Origin of the sequence: Halomicrobium katesii DSM 19301, from assembly GCF_000379085.1 — an archaeon.
GTDB classification, from domain to species: Archaea; Halobacteriota; Halobacteria; order Halobacteriales; family Haloarculaceae; genus Halomicrobium; species Halomicrobium katesii.
In genome coordinates this window covers 303,698-322,634 of record NZ_KB905378.1, presented here as the reverse complement: position 1 = coordinate 322,634, position 18,937 = coordinate 303,698, and the positions used below count along the sequence as shown (strand labels likewise).

Here is an 18,937-nt window from a genome sequence, read left to right as displayed (position 1 = left end):
ACCGCCGCGGGGACGGTCAGATAAACCGAGATGCGCGATATCGAATCGGGGATTGTGCGAGACGTCTCGGAGGGGCGGCGTTACGACGGTCGCTCGTGTACGTCGCCGAGATCGTCGACCGTCGGAGCGTTGACGATGCGGACCCGACTTCCAGAGCGAGTGACTCGGAAGGCGTCCCCGAAGGCGTCGGAGTCGGGGACCCGGTAGACGGTCTCGCTCGGTCGCGACGCGCCCTTGTCGTCGAGGATCGACGTGTAAGCCGCCTCGAACTCCCTGGCGTCGCCCGGCGAGTCCCACTCGATGGTCCAGACGTAGCCGTAGCCACCCGATCCGTCGCGGTAGGGGACGATCGAGTCCCCGCCCCAGCCCGCAGAGGCGTCGCTGCGGTACCGGAACCACTGCTCGGGTTCGACGGCGTCGTTGGTGTACAGCATCGCGAAGATCGACGCTTCACCGGCGGTGTCCGCGACCGGCTCGTGGTCGAACCGCTCCCACTCGTCGCTACTGCGGTCGGGGACGGTCACGTTCACCGGCTCTTCGTCGGGGTACCGGTCCGGGTGGATCACCTGCTCGGTGCTGTCGGGCGGGTTCTCGTACAGTCGTTCGACGCCGTCCCAGCGGTTCCGGCCGTACTGCTGGTCGATCAGTCCCGGCCCGGTCGCGTAGGGCTGGTAGATCGTCACGAAGACGCCGTCGGTCGGCGCGCCGCCGCCGGAGCTCTCACCGCTGCCGTCGCCGCCGGGTGGAGAGAGACACTGCCAGCGGTTCTCACAGCGGTCCTCGTAGGTCCACTGAACGTAGTTGGCCTCGCCCTCGGTGACGCTTTGCCGTGCGAGCTGGCGGTCCTGGGTCTCCGGGGACGACTCCAGGTTGTCGTACTGGTCTTGCAAGGCGTGGACCAGCTCGTGAGACAGCGTCGAGCGATCGACGGTCGGCGTCGGCGAGTCGCTGACGATCGTGATGTTGTCCGAGGCCGGACTGTAGTACCCCTGGACCGAGGCGTTGTAGGTCTCGCCCATGGCCTCGCTGGTGCCCGAGTCCTCGCCGACCAGCAGCAGTGCTTCCCACACCTGATCGTTCCAGGGATCGTCCGGTCCGGTCCCGCCGGGACCGAGCGACTGGTTGCGGTACTCGGCGCGGCTGATCACCTCGACGCTGACGTTGCCGTCGAACTCCCGGTCGCGAATCCGCTCGACGCGGGCCTTACTCCGGGCCAGGGCCGCCGCCCGTTCACTGGCGTTGAGACCGTCCTCGGTGGTCACCGACACGCTGTCGTCGTACCAGTAGCCGTCTTCCCAGCCGATCGGGTCCTCGTCGGCCGGGCGGTCGCGGTCGGCGGGGTTCAGGTCGTTCACGGCACCGAGACAGCCCGCGAGGACGACCAGCAGGGCGAGCGCTGCGACCCTACGCATCGTGTACCGCCTCCAGTGTCGCCGCGTCGGGCGCGTTGACGACCGTCACCGTCGCGCCGGAGCGTTCGATCCTGACGGCGTCGTTGAAGGGACTGTCCTCGGCGATCGTCCAGACGTTCTCCCCGGTTTCCTCGCCGCCCCAGTGGCGGACGACCGCGCTCCAGGTGCTTGCAAACTCGGCCGCCTCGCTCTCGTTGGTCCAGCGGGTCCGCCAGACGTAGCCCGACCGCTCGCCGTTCTCGTAGACGAACAGTTTGCCGCCGGCCCAGCCGCGGGCGGCCGGTACGTCGTAGTTGTACGGATCGTCCCCGGCGACTTTGCCGTCGGCCTCGAAGTTGATCACGTCGCGGGCCCGCACCACGCTGGCGTCTTCGTAGTCGTCGGTAACGGTGTAGGCGAGCGACGCGGCGATGGCGGACTGGCCGACGACGGCGTAGTCGGCGCGTCCCGGCGGTCGAACCCGCTCCCACTCGTCGTTACTGCGGTCGGGCAGGGAGACGGTCGCCGGCTCCCACTCGGGGTACTGTTCGGGGTAGATCACTTCCGTCGCACCGTCGGGCCGGTCCGCGAACGCGGCGTCGACGGCCGCCCAGCCGCCGGCCTCGTAGCGATGCTCGACGAAGCCAGGGCCGTCGCTGTAGGGGAAGAACTGGAGGAAGTTCAGTCCGAAGTGACCGTCACCACCGCCGCTTTGCGTGCTGTCGGCCGAGTCGAGACAGGACCAGGTCGCGCCGCAGTTGGCGGTGTAGCGCCGCTCGACGAAGGAGGCGTCGCCCTCGACGATCCCGTTGCGGCCCTGATAGGCGTCGCGGGTCGTCACGGTCCCGTTGGTCAGGTCGAACTGCTGGTCTTGCAGGGCGTGGACCAGTTCGTGGGCGAGCGTCGCCTCGCCGTCGAGCTGTGGCGTCTCGCTGTCGGCGACGATGACGATCTCGTCGCGGGCCGGACTGTAGTAGCCGAGCACGCTCTGGCTCAGCGCGGCGTTCTGTGCCGCCAGCGCGTCCCTGTCCTCGCCGATCAGGAACAAAGCCTCGAACTTGCCGTTGTCGAAGCGCGCGCTCGTCGCGTTCGACGCGGGGGTAGAGCGGTTCCGGTACGTCGACCGGTCGATCACACTGACCGGGACCGTCTCGTCGAACTCGCGTTCTCGGACCCACTCGACGCGGGCCATCGAGCGGGCGACGACGGCCTCGCGTTCGCTCTCGTTGAGGCCGTCGCTGTTGGTCACGTCCAGCGATTCGTTGTGCCAGTATCCGTTCTCCCAGCCGAGCCGATCGGACTCGGGATCGGGCGGGCCGTCGTCAGTGTCGGCAGATGTGGGCGTGGCCGTCGGCTCGGGGGCGTCGGTCCCCGTCGTCTCGTGTACGGGGGACGCCGCCGACGGGCCGGCCGACGGAGCCTGACAGCCGGCAAGAACGAGCAGCGCAGCGAGTAGGGCGGCGCGATACATGTACCGGAAGCAGGGGCCGCAGCGTAAAAAATGACGCGCAGTACGGGCCACAACGCTTTGGGCCGGCGGGTCGTAGCGTCCGCCATGGAGTTCGAGCCAGCACGAACCGCACTCGTCGTCGTCGACATGCAAAACGGCTTCTGTCACCCGGACGGGGCGCTGTACGCGCCCGACAGCGAGGCGGCCATCGAGCCCTGCCGCGCGCTGGTCGAGCGCGCACGCGAGGCCGGTGCCAGCGTCGTCTTCACCCGCGACGTACACCCGCCCGAACAGTTCGAAGACGCACACTACTACGACGAGTTCGACCGCTGGGGCGAGCACGTCGTCGAGGGGTCCTGGGAGACGGAGCTGGTCGCACAACTGGAGCCGACCGATGACGACCTCGTCGTCGTCAAGCACACCTACGACGCCTTCTACGAGACCCAGCTGGAGGGGTGGCTCGACGCCCACGGGATCGAGGACCTCGTCGTCTGTGGGACGCTCGCGAACGTCTGCGTGTTGCACACGGCCTCCAGCGCCGGCCTGCGCGACTTCCGCCCGGTGCTGGTCGAAGACGCCATCGGCGCGATCGAGGACGACCACCGCGAGTACGCACTGGACCACGCAGGCTGGCTGTTCGGCGAGGTGACCGAGCGCGGCGAGATCACCTTCGCTTGATCACCGGCACTCGACGGTCACCTCCTCGCCCTCTTGGAAGTCGACGCCGTCGCCGACGAGTTTGACGCCGAACCGATCGCGGGCACAGAACAGCGCCAGCCCGGTGATCGGATCGCCGTTTGCGAGCACCGTCACGTCGTCCCACGCGACGGTCCGGCCGGTCGCCGTCCCGACCGGCGCGCCGGCCACGACGACCGCCCGCTCGGTCGCATCGGACGGCGAGTGCCCGAGTAATCCACCCGCCTCGTAGTGAGCGAGCCCGCCGTCGACGACACCAGCTCTCCCGTCACCCGGCCCCCCGTTGGCCAGTCCGACGAAGCGCTCGCCGGGCGCTGGATGGGCCGGTGCGTCGAGTCGAGCCCACGTTGCCCCCGTATCGACGACGGTGCCGGTGCCGTCCCAGGGGAGTGGCTCGACGTCGACCGCGACGGCGAGCGGCTCCGAGCCGTCTGCCCGGTAGGGATTCGTCTCGTGGTCGCGGTACTCTAGGTGGACGTGATCGGGCACCCACGGCGCGAAAAAGCCCGCTCGCACCGTCTCGCCCAGCAGATCGCCGACGCCCACCTCGTCGCCGGGCGCGACGGACGGCTCGACGTGCAGCAGACGAGCCATCCACTCGCCCGTGTCGATCAGGAGGAGGTAGTCGTGCTCGGCAGCGTAGGGCTGGGGCGGCGCACGCACCTGCTTCGTCTCGACGACGGTGCCCGCGACCGGCGACGGTGCGACCGCGCCGGAGGGGTAGAGGTCGATCGCGCGGCCGTCGTCGTGGGCCACGAACGGGGAGTTGTACAGCGAGAACCGATAGTACTGCGCGAGTGCGTCCGACGACAGCGTGACGACCATCACCACTCAGTTGGCTGGCAGCGACATGTGTCTGTCGCCGGGGTTCAAAAGGGAGGACGGGTCAGCGTTGCCCGTGATCTAAGCACCGCCGCGGCGGGTCCAGCGGGAGCGCGACACGCCCCGTCGCGAGGGCGAGCGCAGCGAGCCCTCGGAAACGGGTGCGGGAGCAGCGCGACACGCGAGCCGCGACGAGCGAGTGTCGCCTGTTCGCCAGGGTGGTGTTCAGATAAGAAATCAGGATCAGAAACTCGAAGCACCGAAAGCCCTCGCGCAGTTGCGGTCCCGCGACTCGCTGCGCTCCAGTCGGTGCTTGCATCGTCGGGGTTCCCGCAACTGCGCTCGCCCTTTCATCCACCAGGGTCTAGACGGCTCAACGGCCGAATCCTGGCGTCTGTGCGAACAGGGTGAGCACAGGCTCAGGAGAGCGTGCTCTCCTGGCGGATGAAATGGCGAGTCGTGGTCCGGCATTCTGTGGCGGCACTATCTGAACGAAGTGAAGATATCCGTCACAGAATGCCGGAGCGCGACGAGGACTTTCGGTGCTTCGAGGTTTCTGATCCTGATTTCTTATCTGAACACCACCGCTGGGCTTCGTCGACCAGATGGTCCAGCTCGGCGAGGCCATCCTCGAACGGCCGGAGATCCTCGCCCAGATTCCGGCGATGATGGCCCAGCAGATACGGGAGCAACAGGCCGACCGAAATCCCTTCGACAGGGGTGAGCAGTACTTTGCAGAGTTCGCGGCGGGGTGGTCGCTCGGCTACAGCGCGGGGACGATCCTGCCGGCGGCGGCGAGCGGCGGTGGGAGTTTGGCGGGCAAAGTGGCCGGCCAGTCCCGGAAGTTCCAGAAACTGCTGGACGCGGCCGACTTGGCGGTACCCGACCGCGTACCGAACGGCGTCCGACTGGGCGTGTTGCGACGGGCGGGCGTGATCGACGACCGACTGTTCGAGTGCAGCGGCACGATCCGGCTGCCGCGGACTCTCACCGGTCGACTTCGCCCATAATCGTGTCGAGGCTTCCGATGGAGGCGACCAGGTCGGGAACGTACTCGCCTTCTGCCATTTCCGGGAGTGACTGGAGGTTCGAGAACGAGGGGCCTCTGATCTTGAACCGTGCTGGTGTGTCGGTGCCGTCCGAGCGGATGTAGATGCCCAGTTCCCCCTTGGCGGCCTCGACTGCCCGATAGATCTCGGCGTCGCGGTCGGGGCGGACGGTTCTGGGGACGTTGCCCTGAATCGTGCGGTCGTCTTCGGGCCACTCTTCGAGCAGGTCGACACACTGATCGATGATCGTGGCCGACTCCTCGATCTCGCGCAGGCGCACGAGCACACGCGAGAAGTTATCACAGCCGTCTTCGGTGACCACGTCCCAGTCGAGTTCGTCGTAGTAGCCGTACGGATCGTCCCGGCGCAGGTCGTAATCGACGCCGGAGCCACGCGCGACCGGCCCCGTACAGCCGTATGCCTTGGCCGTCTCTGGTGGGAGCACGCCGGTGTCGACGGTCCGCATCTGGAGGATCTCGTTGCCGGTGAGCAGGTCGTGGTACTCTTCGAGCTTCTGGGGCAGGTCGTCGAGGAACGACCGAACGGTCTCGCAGAACGTCTCGCGGGGCTCGGGCAGGTCCCAGGCGACGCCGCCCAGCCGGAAGTAGTTGAACATCAGCCGCTGGCCGGTGAGGTCTTCCAGGATGTCCTGGACGATCTCTCGGTCGCGGATGCCGTACTGGAACACGGCGGTGAACTCCGAGATCACGTCCAGTCCGTAGGCCGCGATCGCCAGGAAGTGCGAGAGGATCCGCGACAGCTCCGCGCTCATCGTCCGGATCACCTGTGCGTACTCGGGCACGTCGACGCCGATCAGGTCCTCCGCGGCGCGCGCGTAGGCCCACTCGTTGAGCAGCCCGGCACCGCTCCAGTCCCACCGGTCGGGGTAGGGCATGATCTGGTGGCGGTAGGTACCCTGCTGACACAGCTGCTCCTCACAGCGGTGGATGAACCCGATCTCGGGAGTCACGTCCGCGACGGTCTCGCCGTCGAGCGTCACGCGCAGGTGCAAGACGCCGTGGGTCGAGGGGTGGTGTGGCCCCATGTTGAGGTGCATCGTGTCCGGTCCGGAACGGCGGTCCTCCAGAATGCGCTCGTGTTCGCGAAACGGGACGATCTGTGGCTTGTCCTGATTGTACGACTCCCGGAGCGGATGGCCCTGCCAGGTCTCGGGCAGCAGAATCCGTCGCAGATCCGGATGTCCTTCGTAGGTAATGCCGAGCAGATCGTACGCTTCGCGCTCGTGCCACGCCGCCGTCTCGTAGACGCCCGCCCCGCTCTCGGAGTGGGGGTCGTCGTGCAACGTCGGGACGACGACCGAGAGTTCGTCGGTCGGGTCGTCGTACGTCCGGAGGTGATAGATCGTCTCGAAGCGATCGCCGTACTCCTGTGCCGTGACGCAGGCGCAGTGGTCGTAGCCCGCCTCCGTCTTCAGCGTCGAGAGGACCGACTCGACCGCGTCGGCACGGACGACGATCGCTGGCGCGTTCTCGTGGTCCTCGGTTCCGACGACGGCAGATTCGGGGAGCACCGACAGCGGCTCTGTGGCTGCTCTCGTGGCCTGTTGCATGTCGAGCGGTACGCCGGGGACTGGCCTCGGCGTTGTGCCTCGATTGCGAGGCCGATTTATGTGCGCCGACGACGCCGCCCACAACCGCTTTCGGGGCTCCGGCCGTAGGCCGTCCCATGACCGATCTGGGGGACCTGTCGTGGCGCTTCGTCGACGAACGCGCACACGACGGGGCGACGAACATGGCGTTGGACGAGGTCACCGCCGAGACGGTCGCCGACGGCGGGCTGGCGACGGTTCGGCTCTACCGCTGGGAGCCCAGCACGCTCTCGCTTGGCTACAACCAGGATCCGGCGACGATCGACTGGGAGTACTGCGAGCGCGAGGGGATCACCGTCACGCGCCGCCCCACGGGCGGGGGTGCGATCTACCACGACGCCGACGGCGACATCTCCTATTCGATCGTCGTGCCGGGCGACGCCGTTCCGGGCGACCTGCTGGCGTGTTACGAACTGCTCTGTGAGCCGATCCTCGATGCCTTCGAGGGAATGGGGGTCGACGCCGCCTTCGCGAGCGACGAGCGACCGGCCGTGTACCAGCCCGCCTGTTACCTCCGGGCGTTACACCCGGCACACGACGTGGTCGGCCCGGACGGCCGCAAGATCAGCGGCAACGCCCAGTACCGCCAGCGCGACGCCGTCGTGCAACACGGCTCGCTCACCTTCGAGACGACCCCGGCGCGCCACTGTGCCTGTTTCACCGGCGAGCCGGAGCCGGACGCGTTCGCCGACCGGGTCGGCGGCATCGAGGAGTACGTCGACCGTTCCCGATCGGCGGCCGTCGCGACGCTCCGTGACACACTCCGCGAGTGGGTCGAGACGACGCTCGGTGGGACCGTCGCGGAAACGTCGTGGCCAGAGGAGCTCAGCTCGCGTGCGCGCGAGCGCGCGAGCGAGAAGTTCGAGACGGACGCCTGGACCCACGAGCGGACGGACCCGACGGCCTGACAGCCTCAGGAGCTGCCGGCCTGACGGCTTCAGGAGCCGCCGGCCTCGACGACGAGTCGCTCGCTCGTCGCTCGCAGGTACTCTCGGATCAGCGCCGCGTCGGTGTCTTCGGCTTCGAGCAGGTCGGTCACCGTCTCACAGCAGTGTCCGAGCAGTCGCCGCTGTGGGCCCGGTGGCACCTTGTTCTCGGTCACCGTCGCCGCGCTGTCGACGGCGCTGGACGCGGTCTCGTGGTCGCCGCTGGCGACCGCTCGACTGGCCTCGGTGAGCAACTGGTCGAGGACGGCGTACACGTCCGGCGGGAGCGCGTCTGCTGGCACACTCGACCTTGGGACCCCGAGTTGAAAACACCCGGCGGTGCCTTCGGAAGTGCTTTGATCGACCGTCCGTATCCACCGGTATGCGCGTCGGAGCACACACCTCGATCGCCGGCGGAGCGTACAACGCCGTCGACGAACAGGTCGACTACGGTGGGAACTGCGGCCAGATCTTCAGCCACTCGCCACAGGTCTGGCAGGACCCGAACATCGAGGACGAGGAGGCCGAACAGTTCCGCGAACGCAGCGACGAACACGGCGTCGGGCCGTGGGTCATCCACTCGTCGTACCTCGTCAACCTCTGTACCCCCAAAGACGACCTCCGGGCGAAGTCGATCGACTCGATGCAAAAGGAGGTCGACGCCGCCGACACACTCGGCGTCGAGTACGTTAACGTCCACCTCGGTGCGCACACGGGGGCCGGCGTCGAGGGCGGTCTCGACAACGCCGCGAGCGCGCTGGACGAACTGACGATTCCCGACGGCGTCACGGTGCTCGTCGAGTCCGACGCCGGCAGCGGGACGAAACTCGGCGGCGAGTTCGAACACCTCGCAGAGGTGCTCGACCGCTCCGAGCAGGACCTCGAAGTCTGTGTCGACACGGCCCACGCCTTCGCGGCGGGCTACGACATCTCGACGGCCGAAGGCGTCGCCGAGACTATCGCCGAGTTCGACGACGTGGTCGGACTCGACAACCTCGCTTGCATCCACCTCAACGACTCGAAACACGAGTGTGGCACCAACAAGGATGAACACGCCCACCTCGGCGAGGGGTACATCGGCGAGGAGGGGATGGCCGCGCTGTTGACCCACGAGGCCCTCGAAGACGTGCCCTTCGTTCTGGAGACCCCGACCGAGGACGGCCGGGGCTTCGAGTGGAACATCGAACGCGCCAGAGAGCTGGGGAACGCCTGACACTGCTATAGTAGCCATTGAAAATCAATGCACACCCGATCGCACGACTGCAGTGCGATCGGTGTGTAAATCGTTTCATACGGACGGTTGTAGGCGTTTACCCAGTCGACCGCACGCCGTCGTGCGGTCGATCTGGTAAAGACCTACAACTTTCCGTATCAATTGTTACCATAGATCAGAGCCGCGACGGGGTGCGCTCGGCCGACGCCTACGCGCCGGACACCGGCTCGCCGACGGCGAAGACGAACCGGGCACCGCCGGCATCGCTCTCCTCGACAGTGACCGTCCAGTCGTGTGCCTCGGCGATTCGGGCCACGATCGCCAGCCCGAGCCCCGTCCCACCGCCCTCCGAGTGGCCCAGCTCGACGACGGACTCTCGCTTCTCTCGCGGGATGCCGACGCCGTCGTCCTCGACCGCGAAGCCGTTCTCGGTCGGGACGACGCGGACGGTTAGATCCCTGCTACTTTCGCCGTCTCGCCGATTCTGGGTCGCCGACGCCGTGAAGCCGTGCTCCATGGCGTTGCGAAACAGGTTCTCGAAGAGCCGCGCGAGGCGGTCCTCGTCGGCCTGGACCGTCCCCGACACCGCACACTCCAGGGTCGCGTCGCCGGTGTCGACCGTCTCCCAGGCCCGCTCGACGGCCGCCGTCAGGTCGACGGCCGCCTTCGTCATCGCACCGTCCCCGCTCCGGGCCAGCGCGAGCACGTCGTCGATGATGGTGCCGATGCGTCCCAGCGCCTGGCTGATCTCGTCGAGGCGCTCGTCGTCGGACTCCTCTCGGAGCTGCTGGACGTAGCCGTCGGCGACCTGGAGGGGGTTCCGGAGGTCGTGGCTGGCGATCGAGGCGAAGCGTTCGAGCCGGCGGTTCTGCTCTGCGAGTTCCCGCTCGCGGACGGCCAGTTCTTGCTGGGTCTCGATGGCGTCGAGCGCGTCGGCGATCGTCTCGCCCAGCTCTCCGAGCACTTCCTGCTCGGTCTCGTCGAGGGCGTCCGGGCGGGTCGTACACAGCAACACTCGGCCGTATTCGACCCCGTCTATGGCGACCGGGACGACGATGCCCGCGGTGTATGGCTGCCAGCGCTCGTCCAGATCGACGACGCCCGGCCCGCTTGCCCCGAGGTGGTTCGCGAGGGCGTCCGGGTCGACCGTCTCGCCGTCCGCCTCGCCGCCGTGGGCCGTGGTCTCCTCGCCGCCTTCGAACCGGGCGAACTCGTAGGCACCCCGCTGTGTGAGTTCCTCACAGACCGCTCGCTCGACGCCTGCGCGGTCGTCGGCCCGGACGAGTTCGCGGTTCACGTCTCGGACGATCTCGTTGATCCGCGACAGCTGTTCGACGCGCCGGTCGGTTCGGTACCGACTCGCGGCCGTTCGAGTGCGCCGGACCAGCCGATCGTAGGGCGCGTCGCCCGACTGGATCGGGATGTAGTCGAACAGGTCTCGCCCTGAGACCTCGCGTGCCACGTCGCGGTTGGCCATCCGGGTAAAGAGGATCACCGGAAGGGACTGCCGCTCGGCCTCGACCGCGTCGACGACCGCGAGCCCGCCCTGGAACTCGATCCCGTCGGCTCGCGGGACCTCGTATCTGGTGACACAGACCTCGATCGATCGATTCTCCCGGACGGCGGCCCGCGCGTCGGCCGCTCCGACGACGCTTTCGACCTCGAACCCCGCGGCTTCGAGGTGCTCTCGTGGCTCGGTGCTACCGTACCCCCCCACGTACAGCACCGTCGTCCCCTCGTCCATGCGGGAACTGCCGAATCCAAGCGATAAAAACGTGTGCTCTATCACCCTCAGTGATAGGTGGTTTTATCGGCATCTGGTACCTGTTGTCGGTGATGACTGTCGACACCGAGGTGATCGAGCGCGACGCCATCCTCGACCGGATTCGAACGCTGGTCGACGGTGCGGCGTCAGAGGTCGCTCTCTCGGTGCCACACACGGTGTTACCGGACCTCGACGCGACGCTCTCGGCGGCCGTCGATCGTGGGCTGCTCGTCCTCGTGTTGGTCTGGGACCCGCCACACGACGAGCGCTCGGAACGCGAACTGCCGTCGCTCGCGGGCCGGTCGACGGTCGCACGCAGGTCGCAGGACATCGCGCCCGTGTTCTGCTGTGTCGACAACGAACGCGGACTGATCGGCAACGGCTCCTCGATCACCGACGACGGTTCCGACGATGTCGCCACCACGTTCGACTTTCAGGAGGTCGCACATGGTCTCTACCGAGACTTCGTCACGAACTTCTGGATGTTCGCGTCGGAGATCCACGCCAGGGCAGTGCCGGCACTCCCCGCGACGTACGACGGTATCCGACACGCCGTGACGAACGTCGCGCTGTGCCTCCGCGAGGACGTGCCGATCCGATGCCGTGCGACGGGCCGAGATCCGGAGACCGGGGCCGAACGCACCGTCGACGGCCGCGTCCTGAACGTCCACCAGCGGATGGTGTATCCCGCGTCTTCCTCACTGCCCATCGAGAACTCCATCCTCGTCGAGGACGACGGGCGTCAGTGGATCGGTGGCCCCCACGCCGTTTTGGAGGACGTGGCCGCCGAACGGCTGTCGCTCCGACGCGCGTGACCGGGCTCCTTTTGCCGGTCGCACGACAACCCCGGCCGTGCGCAGATTCGACGCCGACTACCTCGAACGCACGCGCCGGGACATGTGGGGCGACTCCCGCGAGGCGCTCGCCGATCTCGAACTCGACACCGCCCGGCGAGTGCTCGATGTCGGCTGTGGCAGCGGCGAACTCACCGCGGTGCTCCGCGAGGAGTCGCCCGGCGACGTGATCGGCGTCGACGCCGACGAGACGCTGCTGTCGACCGTCCCCCAGCCGGTCGTTCGTGGCGACGCCACGCGGTTGCCCGTCGCGGACGACGCCGTCGACATCGTGGTGTGTCAGGCACTCCTGATCAACCTCCCGGAGCCCGCGGCGGCACTCGCGGAGTTCGCCAGAGTCGCCAGCGACCGCGTCGCCGTCATCGAACCGGACAACAGCGCCGTCAGCGTCGAGTCGACGGTCGACGCCGAACCGACGCTGGCCCGACGGGCGCGCCGGCTCTACCTCGACGGCGTCGACACCGACGTGGCGCTCGGAGCGCGCGCGGCCGATCTCTTTCCCGACGCCGGGCTGGACGTGGTCTCGACCCGGCGGTACGATCAGCGACTCACCGTCGCACCGCCGTACTCGGAGACCGCACTCACCGCGGCACAGCGCAAGGCGACGGGCGCGGGGCTGGCAGACCGGGCCGACGTGCTGGCCGCGTCGGTCCCCGACGACGAGTTCGATCGGCTCCGGGACGCCTGGCGGTCGATGGGTCGGGACGTGATCGATCAGATGGGTGCCGGCGAGTACGAGCGGACCGAGACGGTCCCCTTCTTCGTCACCGTCGGTCGGACGGGGGAGTGACCCGGCCGGCGATCCGGAGCAAGACCACGTCCAGCAGTCCCGCCGCGATGCCGACGACGGCCCCGACGATGGCGGCGACCGGCGTCCCGACGGCCGCGAGCAGGACGACCGTCCGCAGTCCGAACGAGCCGACGACTGCCGCCGGGACACCGAGCCCGACGACGATCCCGACCAGGAAGACGATGCCAGCGAGAGCCCCGCAGCTCCCGGCCCACAGCGTCAGCCGAACCGGGGAGTCACTGGACGGGTCGACGTGGCCCAGCAGCCAGTGGGTCGTCACTCCGACGACCAGCCAGAGCGCGAGAAACGCCGCGACGCCGACCGCCGTGTTCAGCGAGGGCAACACGTCCGAGAGCCCGCCGCTGGCGTAGGCGGGGACCAGCACGGCGAGGACGAATCCCACCGTGTTCGTGGTCGCGAGCGTCCACGCGGTGAGCGTCGTCGTCGGTCGTCCGATCGTCTCGCGCGTGCTCTGGGACGTAGCCGCGGCCTCAGCCATGGGCCAGCACCTCCGCCAGGACGACGAGCCCGAGCAGTGTCACCGTCGTCAGCCCGTACGCCCGCCGACTCCAGGCGGCGAGTGGCGTCGAGCGGTCGGTCCGGGTGAGGGCCAGCGTTCGGACGGCCGAGCCGAGGACGAACAGAGCGACGACCACGAGCTTCGCGAGCAGCGTCTGCCCCCAGCGAGTGCCGGGGCCGGGCGCACCGAGCGCACCGAGATTGCCGACGCCCGTGAGGACCAACACGCCCAGCGCGGCCCAGAAGAGCCACTCGTAGCCTTTCGCCAGCACGTGGAGGTCGTCGACGCGCCGTCGGGCCGCGGCCCAGAGCCCGGCCGCGCCGCCGACCAGCAGCGCCATCGCGAGGACGTGGACGGTTCGGATCGCGAGGTGGAGGGACTGACTCATCGTCGGCGGTTCACGGCCCGGCGCAAAATAGCTGTGGCGTCGACTGTGGCTGTCGCCACCTGCTGTTGGGATCTCTCGGTCGTGTGTCCGTATCAGACCACGTCGCCCCGGACCGTCGTTCCGCTCTGTCGCTCCCGGTACTCTCGGACGGCGTCGGCGGCCTCGTCGGCTTCCGCCGGGTCCATACCCAGCGTTTCGAGTGCGCCTGACAGCGTGGGAAATGCGAGTTCGCTCTCTCGGAGCTTGCGGACGGCCGAGTCGCTGCGCTGGCCCTCGGCCCACAGACAGACCCCGCGGGGATCGAGCAGCTGTTCGTAGTTTCCGCGTGCGCGGGCCCCCTTCAGGCGCTGGGTGACGTTGTCCTCGAACGAGGCGTTGCACACTTCGAGGTGGATCGGTTCGTTCTCGTCGAGCAGGTGGGCCGCCAGACACCGCTCGGGCGCGGCGTGGCCCGAGGCGTTCGCACGGACGTACTCGGGGTGCTCGTCGGCCCACGCAGCCCGGACGGTTTTGCCGACGCCCTCGACGCCCAGTCGTTCGCGAAACTCGGGCTCTCGGTCTGCGTCGTCGCGCAGCAGGATGTCCTTCGTCAGATACACGTCGAGTCGGTCGATCGGATCGAGTCCGAGTGCCACGTCGCCGTACACCCAGACCTCTCGTACCGGTACCGGCATGGTCTGCTCGGCGACGGCGTCGACGATCTCGACGGCTCGATCGATCGCCGCCTCGCGCGCGAGTTCGCTCATCGCCCGACCCTACCGGTCACAGGGAAATATGTCTGCCGTCGTGGCCCCACTCTTTATGTGTTCCGTGGCGAAACTGCCGACAATGCGACTTCGGCGACGCTTCCTCGTCGCGTTCCTGGTGTTGACGGTGGTGCTCTCGGTGCTCTCGCTGGCCGGCTTCACGCTGTATCGCGATGCGACGATCGCACAGGAGGAGGCCGCCCTCGAACGCGTCAGCGAGACGATGGCCTCCCAGCTCGACGTTCTCCTCACCGAGAAGGGGCAGACGGTCGGCCTGTGGACTGAGACCCCCGCGCTGGCCGACCACCACTCACAGGAACAGGCGGAGTCGGTCCGGTCGTTCGTCCTGTCGACCTCCTTTAGCGGCGCGTCCGTCATCGCCGCCAACGGGACGATGACGGCGCTGTACTCCGAGGGAACTGCGCCGGCTCAGTCCCGCGCCCTCGTCGGCCAGCAGTTCGGCAACCGGGAGTACTTCCAGCGGGCGATGGCCGGCGAGACGTACGTCAGCGAACCGGTCTCCGCGGAGAGTGGCAACCGGATCGTCACGATCAGTGCCCCGATCCACTCCGATGGGTCGATCGTCGGGACGTTCAACGCGGCGTTTCACGTTCGTCGGGGTGACTTCCTCGCGCCGATCCGCCAGGAGCAAAGCACCGCGAGCGGCGTCCTCGTCGCGGCCAACGGCACGACGCTGTACCAGCGGGGTCCCCAGCCGGGCGACGAGGGGGCAGTCGCCGTCGCCAACGCGACCGTCGACCGGACAGGCTGGACCGTGTCGACGACACGGACCGAGAGCGCCGTTCGGTCGGAGCTCCAGTCGATCACGCTGCTGGGCCTCGGGACCCTAGGGCTCGTCCTCGCGTCGCTGTCGGTGTTCGGGTGGTGGCTCTACCGGGAGTACGTCGCCAACTTCGAGCGTCTCCAGGGCGGGCTGAGCGCGCTGGTGGCCGGCGAGTACGGCACGACGGTCTCCCTGTCGGGGCCGACCGAGTGGACAAACGTCGCCGCACACTTCAACGAACTCAGCGAGACGCTGGCTCGCCGCCGCGTCGAGGTGACGGTGCTCAACCGCGTGCTCAGACACAACCTCCGGAACGCGATGACAGTCGTCTCTGGGACGGCCGCTCGCATCGAGGAGTCCGCAGAAGAGGAGCGTCTGATCGAGGACGCGAGCCTCATCAAACGCCGCGGCGAGTCGCTGCTGAAGCTCGCCGATCACGCACGGATCGTCGAGACGTCGCTCCGGACGGACCGCTCGGAGTCCCCGCCCAGACCGATCGGACCGCTGGTCGAGGAGACGGTCGCAGACCTCCGGGACGAGTACCCCGACGCGACCGTCGCGACGGAGTCGTCCTCCGAGACCGCCCTCGTCCCCGACGGGGACCTCGTCAGCGTCGTCGCCGACGAACTGATCCGCAACGCGATCATCCACGGCTGTGCGGAGCCGACGGTGTCGATCGACGTGACCACGACGCCCGAGAGGGTCTCGATTACGGTCGACGACGACGGCCCCGGTTTGCCCGACGTAGAGCGGCGAGTCCTCACCGAGTCGTTCGTCGAGACGCCGACCGACCACGGTTCGGGCCTCGGGCTGTGGGTCGTCAAGTGGGTCGTCGAGTGGCTCGATGGCACCATCGCGGTCACCGTCGACGACGGCACGACCGTCACGATCACGCTGCCACGCGTCCGCGAGGAGTGACGGCTGTGGTGCTCGTTCCCACCCGACGGCAACTGTCTTGTCCGGCCCACTGGAACGACCCGTATGACGGACCTTCGAGAGCCGTTCCTCGACCTGGCCGAGTGGACTGCCGACACTTCGCCGCTGTACGAACGGCTCTGTCGAATTGTCGCCGACGAACCCGAACTCCTCACGCTCGCCGAGACGGTTCCCGCGGACCGAGCCGTCGCGAACGTCTTTCTCGCCGCCGTCCACTGTGTGGTCCGGCGCGGCGTCGACCATCCACTGGCCAATTACTACTCCAGCGTGACCGACGATCCGCGCCCGCCCGACGGGGATCTCGGACCGGCGCTGCGGGATTTCTGCCGGACGTACGCGGGGGCACTGCGTCCGCTTCTCACCGACCGTCGGACACAGACGAACGAGGTGGGCCGCTGTGCGGTCCTCTATCCGGCGATCGCACACGTCACAGCCCAGACTGAGGGCCAGATCGCGCTCGTCGAGATCGGTCCGAGTGCTGGGCTGAACCTCGCGCTGGACCGCTACGGCTACGCGTTCCGTGGCAGGGATCTCGACGAGGACGTTCGCCGGGTCGGACGGTCCGACGCGCCGGTGACGATTCGAGCCACCGTCGAGGAGGGGACTCCGCCGTTGCCGGTCGATCCCCCCGGTGTCCACTCTCGCGTCGGCGTCGATCTGAATCCGATGGACGTGACCGACGAGGCCGACGTCGAGTGGCTCGGGGCGTTGACTTGGCCCGAACACGACCAGCGGCGCGCCGCCCTCTCCGATGCCGTCGCGGTCGCTCGGCGCGATCCACCACGGCTGATTGAGGGAGACGCAATCGACGAGCTCCCCAGAATCCTCGACACGATCCCGGCAGACGTGCCGGTCGTCGTCTACAGCACGCTCGTGCTCTACCAGCTGCCCGACGAGGTCAGAGCGAATCTCCGGGACCTGATCGCCACCCGTGCCCGGGAGCGGCAACTCCACTGGCTCACCGGTAGTGGTGCCTTCGACGATCCGGGCGACGGACTCGATCTCCGCTGGCACCGCTCGGTCGCAGGGACACTCACGACCGACCGACTGGCTCGATATCACCCCCACGGACAGTGGATCGAGTGGCACGCCGACGGCGACCGGTAAACGGCCGACAACGGCTTCGCCGTGGGCTCCGGCCGGCTTTTTGACTGTGGCGGCCGTCGTCTGTCCATGGAGTTTCACACCTTCGGGGAGGCGTCCGACCCAGACTGTCTGTTCGTCCTGGGCTGGGGGAATCGCCCGGCACACGAACCGGTCCGCTGGCTGATCGATCGAATCGCCGCCGACGGCCGGCGAGTCCACACTGCGACCCTGCCGCCACACGTCACCGACGTGTCCGAGCAGTGGGTCCGACCGGTCGAGTCCTACGCCGCCGACCTCGACGATCCCGCCGTACTGGCCCACAGTGCCGGCGGTCTCACCGTTGCCCACGCCGACCTCGACGCGGTGACGACGACGTATCTCAGTCCGTGGTGGGGCGACCCGCCGTCGCGTCAGGGGCCGATCGTCGATCTCTTCGCCTCGATTCCCGGCAACGCCAAGCTCCTCCCCAGCGGGGTCAGCGATCGATCGCTCATCGGCGAGCACGCGACCGACGAGCAGTTGGCCGACGGTCCGGATCGCGTCTCGCCGGCCTTCCTCCGGGCGACGAAACGGGCGCACCGAACGCTCCCCGAGATCGACGACGAGGCGGTGGTCTTCTGCTCGCTGACCGATCGCGTGGTCTCGACGCGCGCCATCGGCCAGCGGATGCCCGCGGCCCGGACGGTACTGTACGACGGCGGCCACGAACTGTTCTCCTCGCGGTCTCGCGACGAACACGTCCCGACGCTGCTGTCGGCGCTCGAACGGGGACGGGACGCGGTCGTCTCGTAACGAAACCCTGACCCTACCACGTCCGCTACGGACACCCGATGGAGTGTGACAAGTGTGGCACACCGGCGGTGATGCACGCGGCCTACTCGGGGCTGCACATGTGCGAAGAGCACTTCTGTCGGACCGTCGAGAAGCGCGTCCGTCGCCGTATCCGCGAGGACGGACTGGTGCCTCGCGACGCCACGCCGGAGGACCCGGAGACGTGGGTGATCGGGCTCTCGGGCGGCAAAGACAGCGTCGTCCTCACGCAGATCTTACAGGACGTGTTCGCCGAGGACCCGCGGATCGAACTCGTCGCGCTGTCGATCCACGAGGGCATCGAGGGGTACCGCGACGAGAGCCTCGACGCCTCGGTGACGCTGACCGACGACCTGGGCATCCGCCACGAGGTCGTCAGCTACGACGAGGAGTTCGACGTGCGCATGGACGAGGTCGTCGAGGACGATCCCGAGGGGATGGCCGCCTGTGCGTACTGCGGCGTCTTTCGCCGGGATCTCCTCTCGAAGTACGCCGACGAACTCGACGCCGACAAGCTGCTGACGGGTCACAACCTCGACGACGAGGCCGAGACCGCGCTGATGAACGTCCTCGAAGGCGACGTGACCCAGATCGCCCAGCACTTCGACTCGTCGCTGGGCCCGTTCGACGCCGACGGCGACGGACCCGCCGACCGAGAGCGTCCCGAGACCGACCAGCACATCCCGCGGGCCAAACCACTCCGTGACATCCCAGAAAAGGAGGTCGCTCTGTACGCTCGCTTCGAGGAGCTGCCGGCCCACATCACCGAGTGTCCCCACGCCGAGGAGGCCTATCGCGGCGAGATACAGGACCTCATGCTCGGCCTCGAAGAGAACCACCCCGGCACGCGCCACTCGATCATGGCCGGCTACGAGAAACTCGCCGCGCTGGCCGCCGAGGCCTACCGCAGCGAAGACGACCGCGACGCCGACTTCGGCGAGTGCGAGAACTGTGGCGCTCCGACGGGCCGGGACCGCTGCCGCAAGTGCAATCTGCTGGACGCGCTGGAAGCGGTGTAATTTCACGAACTCGTACGGATTATTGTCGCCGTTTGCCCGGTCGACCGTACGACGGCGTACGATCGATCCGGTAACGATCTCAA

General features: G+C 68.0%; 19 protein-coding genes. 10 read left to right on the top strand and 9 right to left on the bottom strand.

Annotated elements, in window-relative coordinates; genetic code table 11:
* Positions 1-80 precede the first annotated feature (80 nt).
* Together HALKA_RS0101585 and HALKA_RS0101580 are read right to left on the bottom strand one after the other, a co-directional pair.
* Positions 81-1,412, bottom strand: coding sequence for an Hvo_1808 family surface protein (locus HALKA_RS0101585; protein ID WP_018256349.1), 1,332 nt, complete (start codon positions 1,410-1,412; stop codon positions 81-83).
* Positions 1,405-2,862 carry an Hvo_1808 family surface protein gene (locus HALKA_RS0101580; RefSeq protein WP_018256348.1) on the bottom strand — a complete coding sequence of 486 codons (1,458 nt, stop codon included), beginning with the start codon at positions 2,860-2,862 and terminating at the stop codon, positions 1,405-1,407. Before HALKA_RS0101580 ends, HALKA_RS0101585 begins: the two co-directional genes overlap by 8 nt.
* A gap of 84 nt (positions 2,863-2,946) precedes the next feature.
* Between HALKA_RS0101580 and HALKA_RS0101575 the strand changes: the two genes are divergently transcribed.
* Positions 2,947-3,519 (top strand): cysteine hydrolase family protein, encoded by a 573-nt coding sequence (locus HALKA_RS0101575; RefSeq protein ID WP_018256347.1) that lies wholly within the window; start codon positions 2,947-2,949, stop codon positions 3,517-3,519.
* Here the strand turns inward: HALKA_RS0101575 and HALKA_RS0101570 are convergent, their stop codons facing one another.
* Positions 3,520-4,362, bottom strand: a complete 843-nt coding sequence (locus HALKA_RS0101570; RefSeq protein WP_018256346.1) for a DUF8155 domain-containing protein — start codon at positions 4,360-4,362, stop codon at positions 3,520-3,522. It abuts the gene before it with no gap.
* A 602-nt stretch (positions 4,363-4,964) separates the two neighbouring features.
* Here HALKA_RS0101570 and HALKA_RS0101565 point away from each other — a divergent pair.
* The gene (locus HALKA_RS0101565) at positions 4,965-5,369 is read left to right on the top strand and encodes a hypothetical protein (RefSeq protein WP_018256345.1); all 405 of its coding nucleotides are present in this window, start codon (positions 4,965-4,967) and stop codon (positions 5,367-5,369) included.
* Here HALKA_RS0101565 and HALKA_RS0101560 read toward each other — a convergent pair.
* Entirely contained in the window at positions 5,347-6,978 is a 1,632-nt protein-coding gene (locus HALKA_RS0101560) for an NADH-quinone oxidoreductase subunit D (protein WP_018256344.1), read from the bottom strand. The two genes, HALKA_RS0101565 and HALKA_RS0101560, sit on opposite strands and share 23 nt — an antisense overlap.
* 116 nt (positions 6,979-7,094) lie before the next feature.
* Here HALKA_RS0101560 and HALKA_RS0101555 point away from each other — a divergent pair, with 116 nt between their 5' ends.
* A complete protein-coding gene (locus HALKA_RS0101555; protein WP_018256343.1) occupies positions 7,095-7,925 on the top strand; it encodes a lipoate--protein ligase family protein in 831 nt (276 codons plus the stop codon).
* A 29-nt stretch (positions 7,926-7,954) separates the two neighbouring features.
* Here the strand turns inward: HALKA_RS0101555 and HALKA_RS0101550 are convergent, their stop codons facing one another.
* Entirely contained in the window at positions 7,955-8,245 is a 291-nt protein-coding gene (locus HALKA_RS0101550) for a DUF8101 family protein (RefSeq protein WP_018256342.1), read from the bottom strand.
* A gap of 80 nt (positions 8,246-8,325) precedes the next feature.
* Here HALKA_RS0101550 and HALKA_RS0101545 point away from each other — a divergent pair, with 80 nt between their 5' ends.
* Positions 8,326-9,156, top strand: a complete 831-nt coding sequence (locus tag HALKA_RS0101545) for a deoxyribonuclease IV (protein ID WP_018256341.1) — start codon at positions 8,326-8,328, stop codon at positions 9,154-9,156.
* Between the two features lie 208 nt (positions 9,157-9,364).
* On the opposite strand, the gene HALKA_RS0101540 is transcribed toward HALKA_RS0101545, so the two are convergent.
* Positions 9,365-10,900, bottom strand: a complete 1,536-nt coding sequence (locus HALKA_RS0101540) for a sensor histidine kinase (RefSeq protein WP_018256340.1) — start codon at positions 10,898-10,900, stop codon at positions 9,365-9,367.
* Positions 10,901-10,992: 92 nt separating this feature from the next.
* Between HALKA_RS0101540 and HALKA_RS0101535 the strand changes: the two genes are divergently transcribed.
* Both HALKA_RS0101535 and HALKA_RS0101530 read left to right on the top strand, forming a co-directional pair.
* Positions 10,993-11,736 (top strand): TrmB family transcriptional regulator sugar-binding domain-containing protein, encoded by a 744-nt coding sequence (locus HALKA_RS0101535; protein ID WP_018256339.1) that lies wholly within the window; start codon positions 10,993-10,995, stop codon positions 11,734-11,736.
* Positions 11,737-11,773: 37 nt separating this feature from the next.
* Positions 11,774-12,565, top strand: coding sequence for a class I SAM-dependent methyltransferase (locus tag HALKA_RS0101530; protein WP_018256338.1), 792 nt, complete (start codon positions 11,774-11,776; stop codon positions 12,563-12,565).
* Here HALKA_RS0101530 and HALKA_RS0101525 read toward each other — a convergent pair.
* The 3 genes from HALKA_RS0101525 to HALKA_RS0101515 form a co-directional block, all read right to left on the bottom strand.
* The gene (locus HALKA_RS0101525) at positions 12,540-13,064 is read right to left on the bottom strand and encodes a DUF7965 family protein (RefSeq protein WP_018256337.1); all 525 of its coding nucleotides are present in this window, start codon (positions 13,062-13,064) and stop codon (positions 12,540-12,542) included. The two genes, HALKA_RS0101530 and HALKA_RS0101525, sit on opposite strands and share 26 nt — an antisense overlap.
* Positions 13,057-13,473 (bottom strand): CopD family protein, encoded by a 417-nt coding sequence (locus tag HALKA_RS0101520; RefSeq protein ID WP_018256336.1) that lies wholly within the window; start codon positions 13,471-13,473, stop codon positions 13,057-13,059. The genes HALKA_RS0101525 and HALKA_RS0101520 overlap by 8 nt, the downstream gene beginning before the upstream one ends.
* A gap of 92 nt (positions 13,474-13,565) precedes the next feature.
* A complete protein-coding gene (locus tag HALKA_RS0101515; RefSeq protein ID WP_018256335.1) occupies positions 13,566-14,219 on the bottom strand; it encodes a DUF7095 family protein in 654 nt (217 codons plus the stop codon).
* A gap of 82 nt (positions 14,220-14,301) precedes the next feature.
* Here HALKA_RS0101515 and HALKA_RS0101510 point away from each other — a divergent pair, with 82 nt between their 5' ends.
* The 4 genes from HALKA_RS0101510 to ncsA all read left to right on the top strand — a co-directional run bounded on the left by HALKA_RS0101510 (position 14,302) and on the right by ncsA (position 18,854).
* Entirely contained in the window at positions 14,302-15,921 is a 1,620-nt protein-coding gene (locus HALKA_RS0101510; protein WP_018256334.1) for a sensor histidine kinase, read from the top strand.
* Positions 15,922-15,984: 63 nt separating this feature from the next.
* Positions 15,985-17,046 carry a DUF2332 domain-containing protein gene (locus HALKA_RS0101505; protein ID WP_012807707.1) on the top strand — a complete coding sequence of 354 codons (1,062 nt, stop codon included), beginning with the start codon at positions 15,985-15,987 and terminating at the stop codon, positions 17,044-17,046.
* A gap of 66 nt (positions 17,047-17,112) precedes the next feature.
* A complete protein-coding gene (locus HALKA_RS0101500) occupies positions 17,113-17,817 on the top strand; it encodes an alpha/beta fold hydrolase (protein ID WP_018256333.1) in 705 nt (234 codons plus the stop codon).
* A gap of 38 nt (positions 17,818-17,855) precedes the next feature.
* A complete protein-coding gene (ncsA, locus tag HALKA_RS0101495) occupies positions 17,856-18,854 on the top strand; it encodes a tRNA 2-thiolation protein NcsA (protein WP_018256332.1) in 999 nt (332 codons plus the stop codon).
* Positions 18,855-18,937 lie beyond the last annotated feature (83 nt).

Excerpts from the sequence above, each read along its gene's own strand:
- HALKA_RS0101575 (WP_018256347.1), top strand. The coding sequence starts at position 2,947 with ATGGAGTTCGAGCCAGCACGAACCGCACTCGTCGTCGTCGACATGCAA.
- HALKA_RS0101515 (WP_018256335.1), bottom strand. The coding sequence starts at position 14,219 with ATGAGCGAACTCGCGCGCGAGGCGGCGATCGATCGAGCCGTCGAGATC.
- ncsA (WP_018256332.1), top strand. The coding sequence starts at position 17,856 with ATGGAGTGTGACAAGTGTGGCACACCGGCGGTGATGCACGCGGCCTAC.
- HALKA_RS0101565 (WP_018256345.1), top strand. The coding sequence starts at position 4,965 with ATGGTCCAGCTCGGCGAGGCCATCCTCGAACGGCCGGAGATCCTCGCC.
- HALKA_RS0101555 (WP_018256343.1), top strand. The coding sequence starts at position 7,095 with ATGACCGATCTGGGGGACCTGTCGTGGCGCTTCGTCGACGAACGCGCA.
- HALKA_RS0101510 (WP_018256334.1), top strand. The coding sequence starts at position 14,302 with ATGCGACTTCGGCGACGCTTCCTCGTCGCGTTCCTGGTGTTGACGGTG.
- HALKA_RS0101505 (WP_012807707.1), top strand. The coding sequence starts at position 15,985 with ATGACGGACCTTCGAGAGCCGTTCCTCGACCTGGCCGAGTGGACTGCC.
- HALKA_RS0101580 (WP_018256348.1), bottom strand. The coding sequence starts at position 2,862 with ATGTATCGCGCCGCCCTACTCGCTGCGCTGCTCGTTCTTGCCGGCTGT.
- HALKA_RS0101570 (WP_018256346.1), bottom strand. The coding sequence starts at position 4,362 with ATGGTCGTCACGCTGTCGTCGGACGCACTCGCGCAGTACTATCGGTTC.
- HALKA_RS0101500 (WP_018256333.1), top strand. The coding sequence starts at position 17,113 with ATGGAGTTTCACACCTTCGGGGAGGCGTCCGACCCAGACTGTCTGTTC.
- HALKA_RS0101525 (WP_018256337.1), bottom strand. The coding sequence starts at position 13,064 with ATGGCTGAGGCCGCGGCTACGTCCCAGAGCACGCGCGAGACGATCGGA.
- HALKA_RS0101520 (WP_018256336.1), bottom strand. The coding sequence starts at position 13,473 with ATGAGTCAGTCCCTCCACCTCGCGATCCGAACCGTCCACGTCCTCGCG.
- HALKA_RS0101545 (WP_018256341.1), top strand. The coding sequence starts at position 8,326 with ATGCGCGTCGGAGCACACACCTCGATCGCCGGCGGAGCGTACAACGCC.
- HALKA_RS0101535 (WP_018256339.1), top strand. The coding sequence starts at position 10,993 with ATGACTGTCGACACCGAGGTGATCGAGCGCGACGCCATCCTCGACCGG.
- HALKA_RS0101560 (WP_018256344.1), bottom strand. The coding sequence starts at position 6,978 with ATGCAACAGGCCACGAGAGCAGCCACAGAGCCGCTGTCGGTGCTCCCC.
- HALKA_RS0101540 (WP_018256340.1), bottom strand. The coding sequence starts at position 10,900 with ATGGACGAGGGGACGACGGTGCTGTACGTGGGGGGGTACGGTAGCACC.
- HALKA_RS0101585 (WP_018256349.1), bottom strand. The coding sequence starts at position 1,412 with ATGCGTAGGGTCGCAGCGCTCGCCCTGCTGGTCGTCCTCGCGGGCTGT.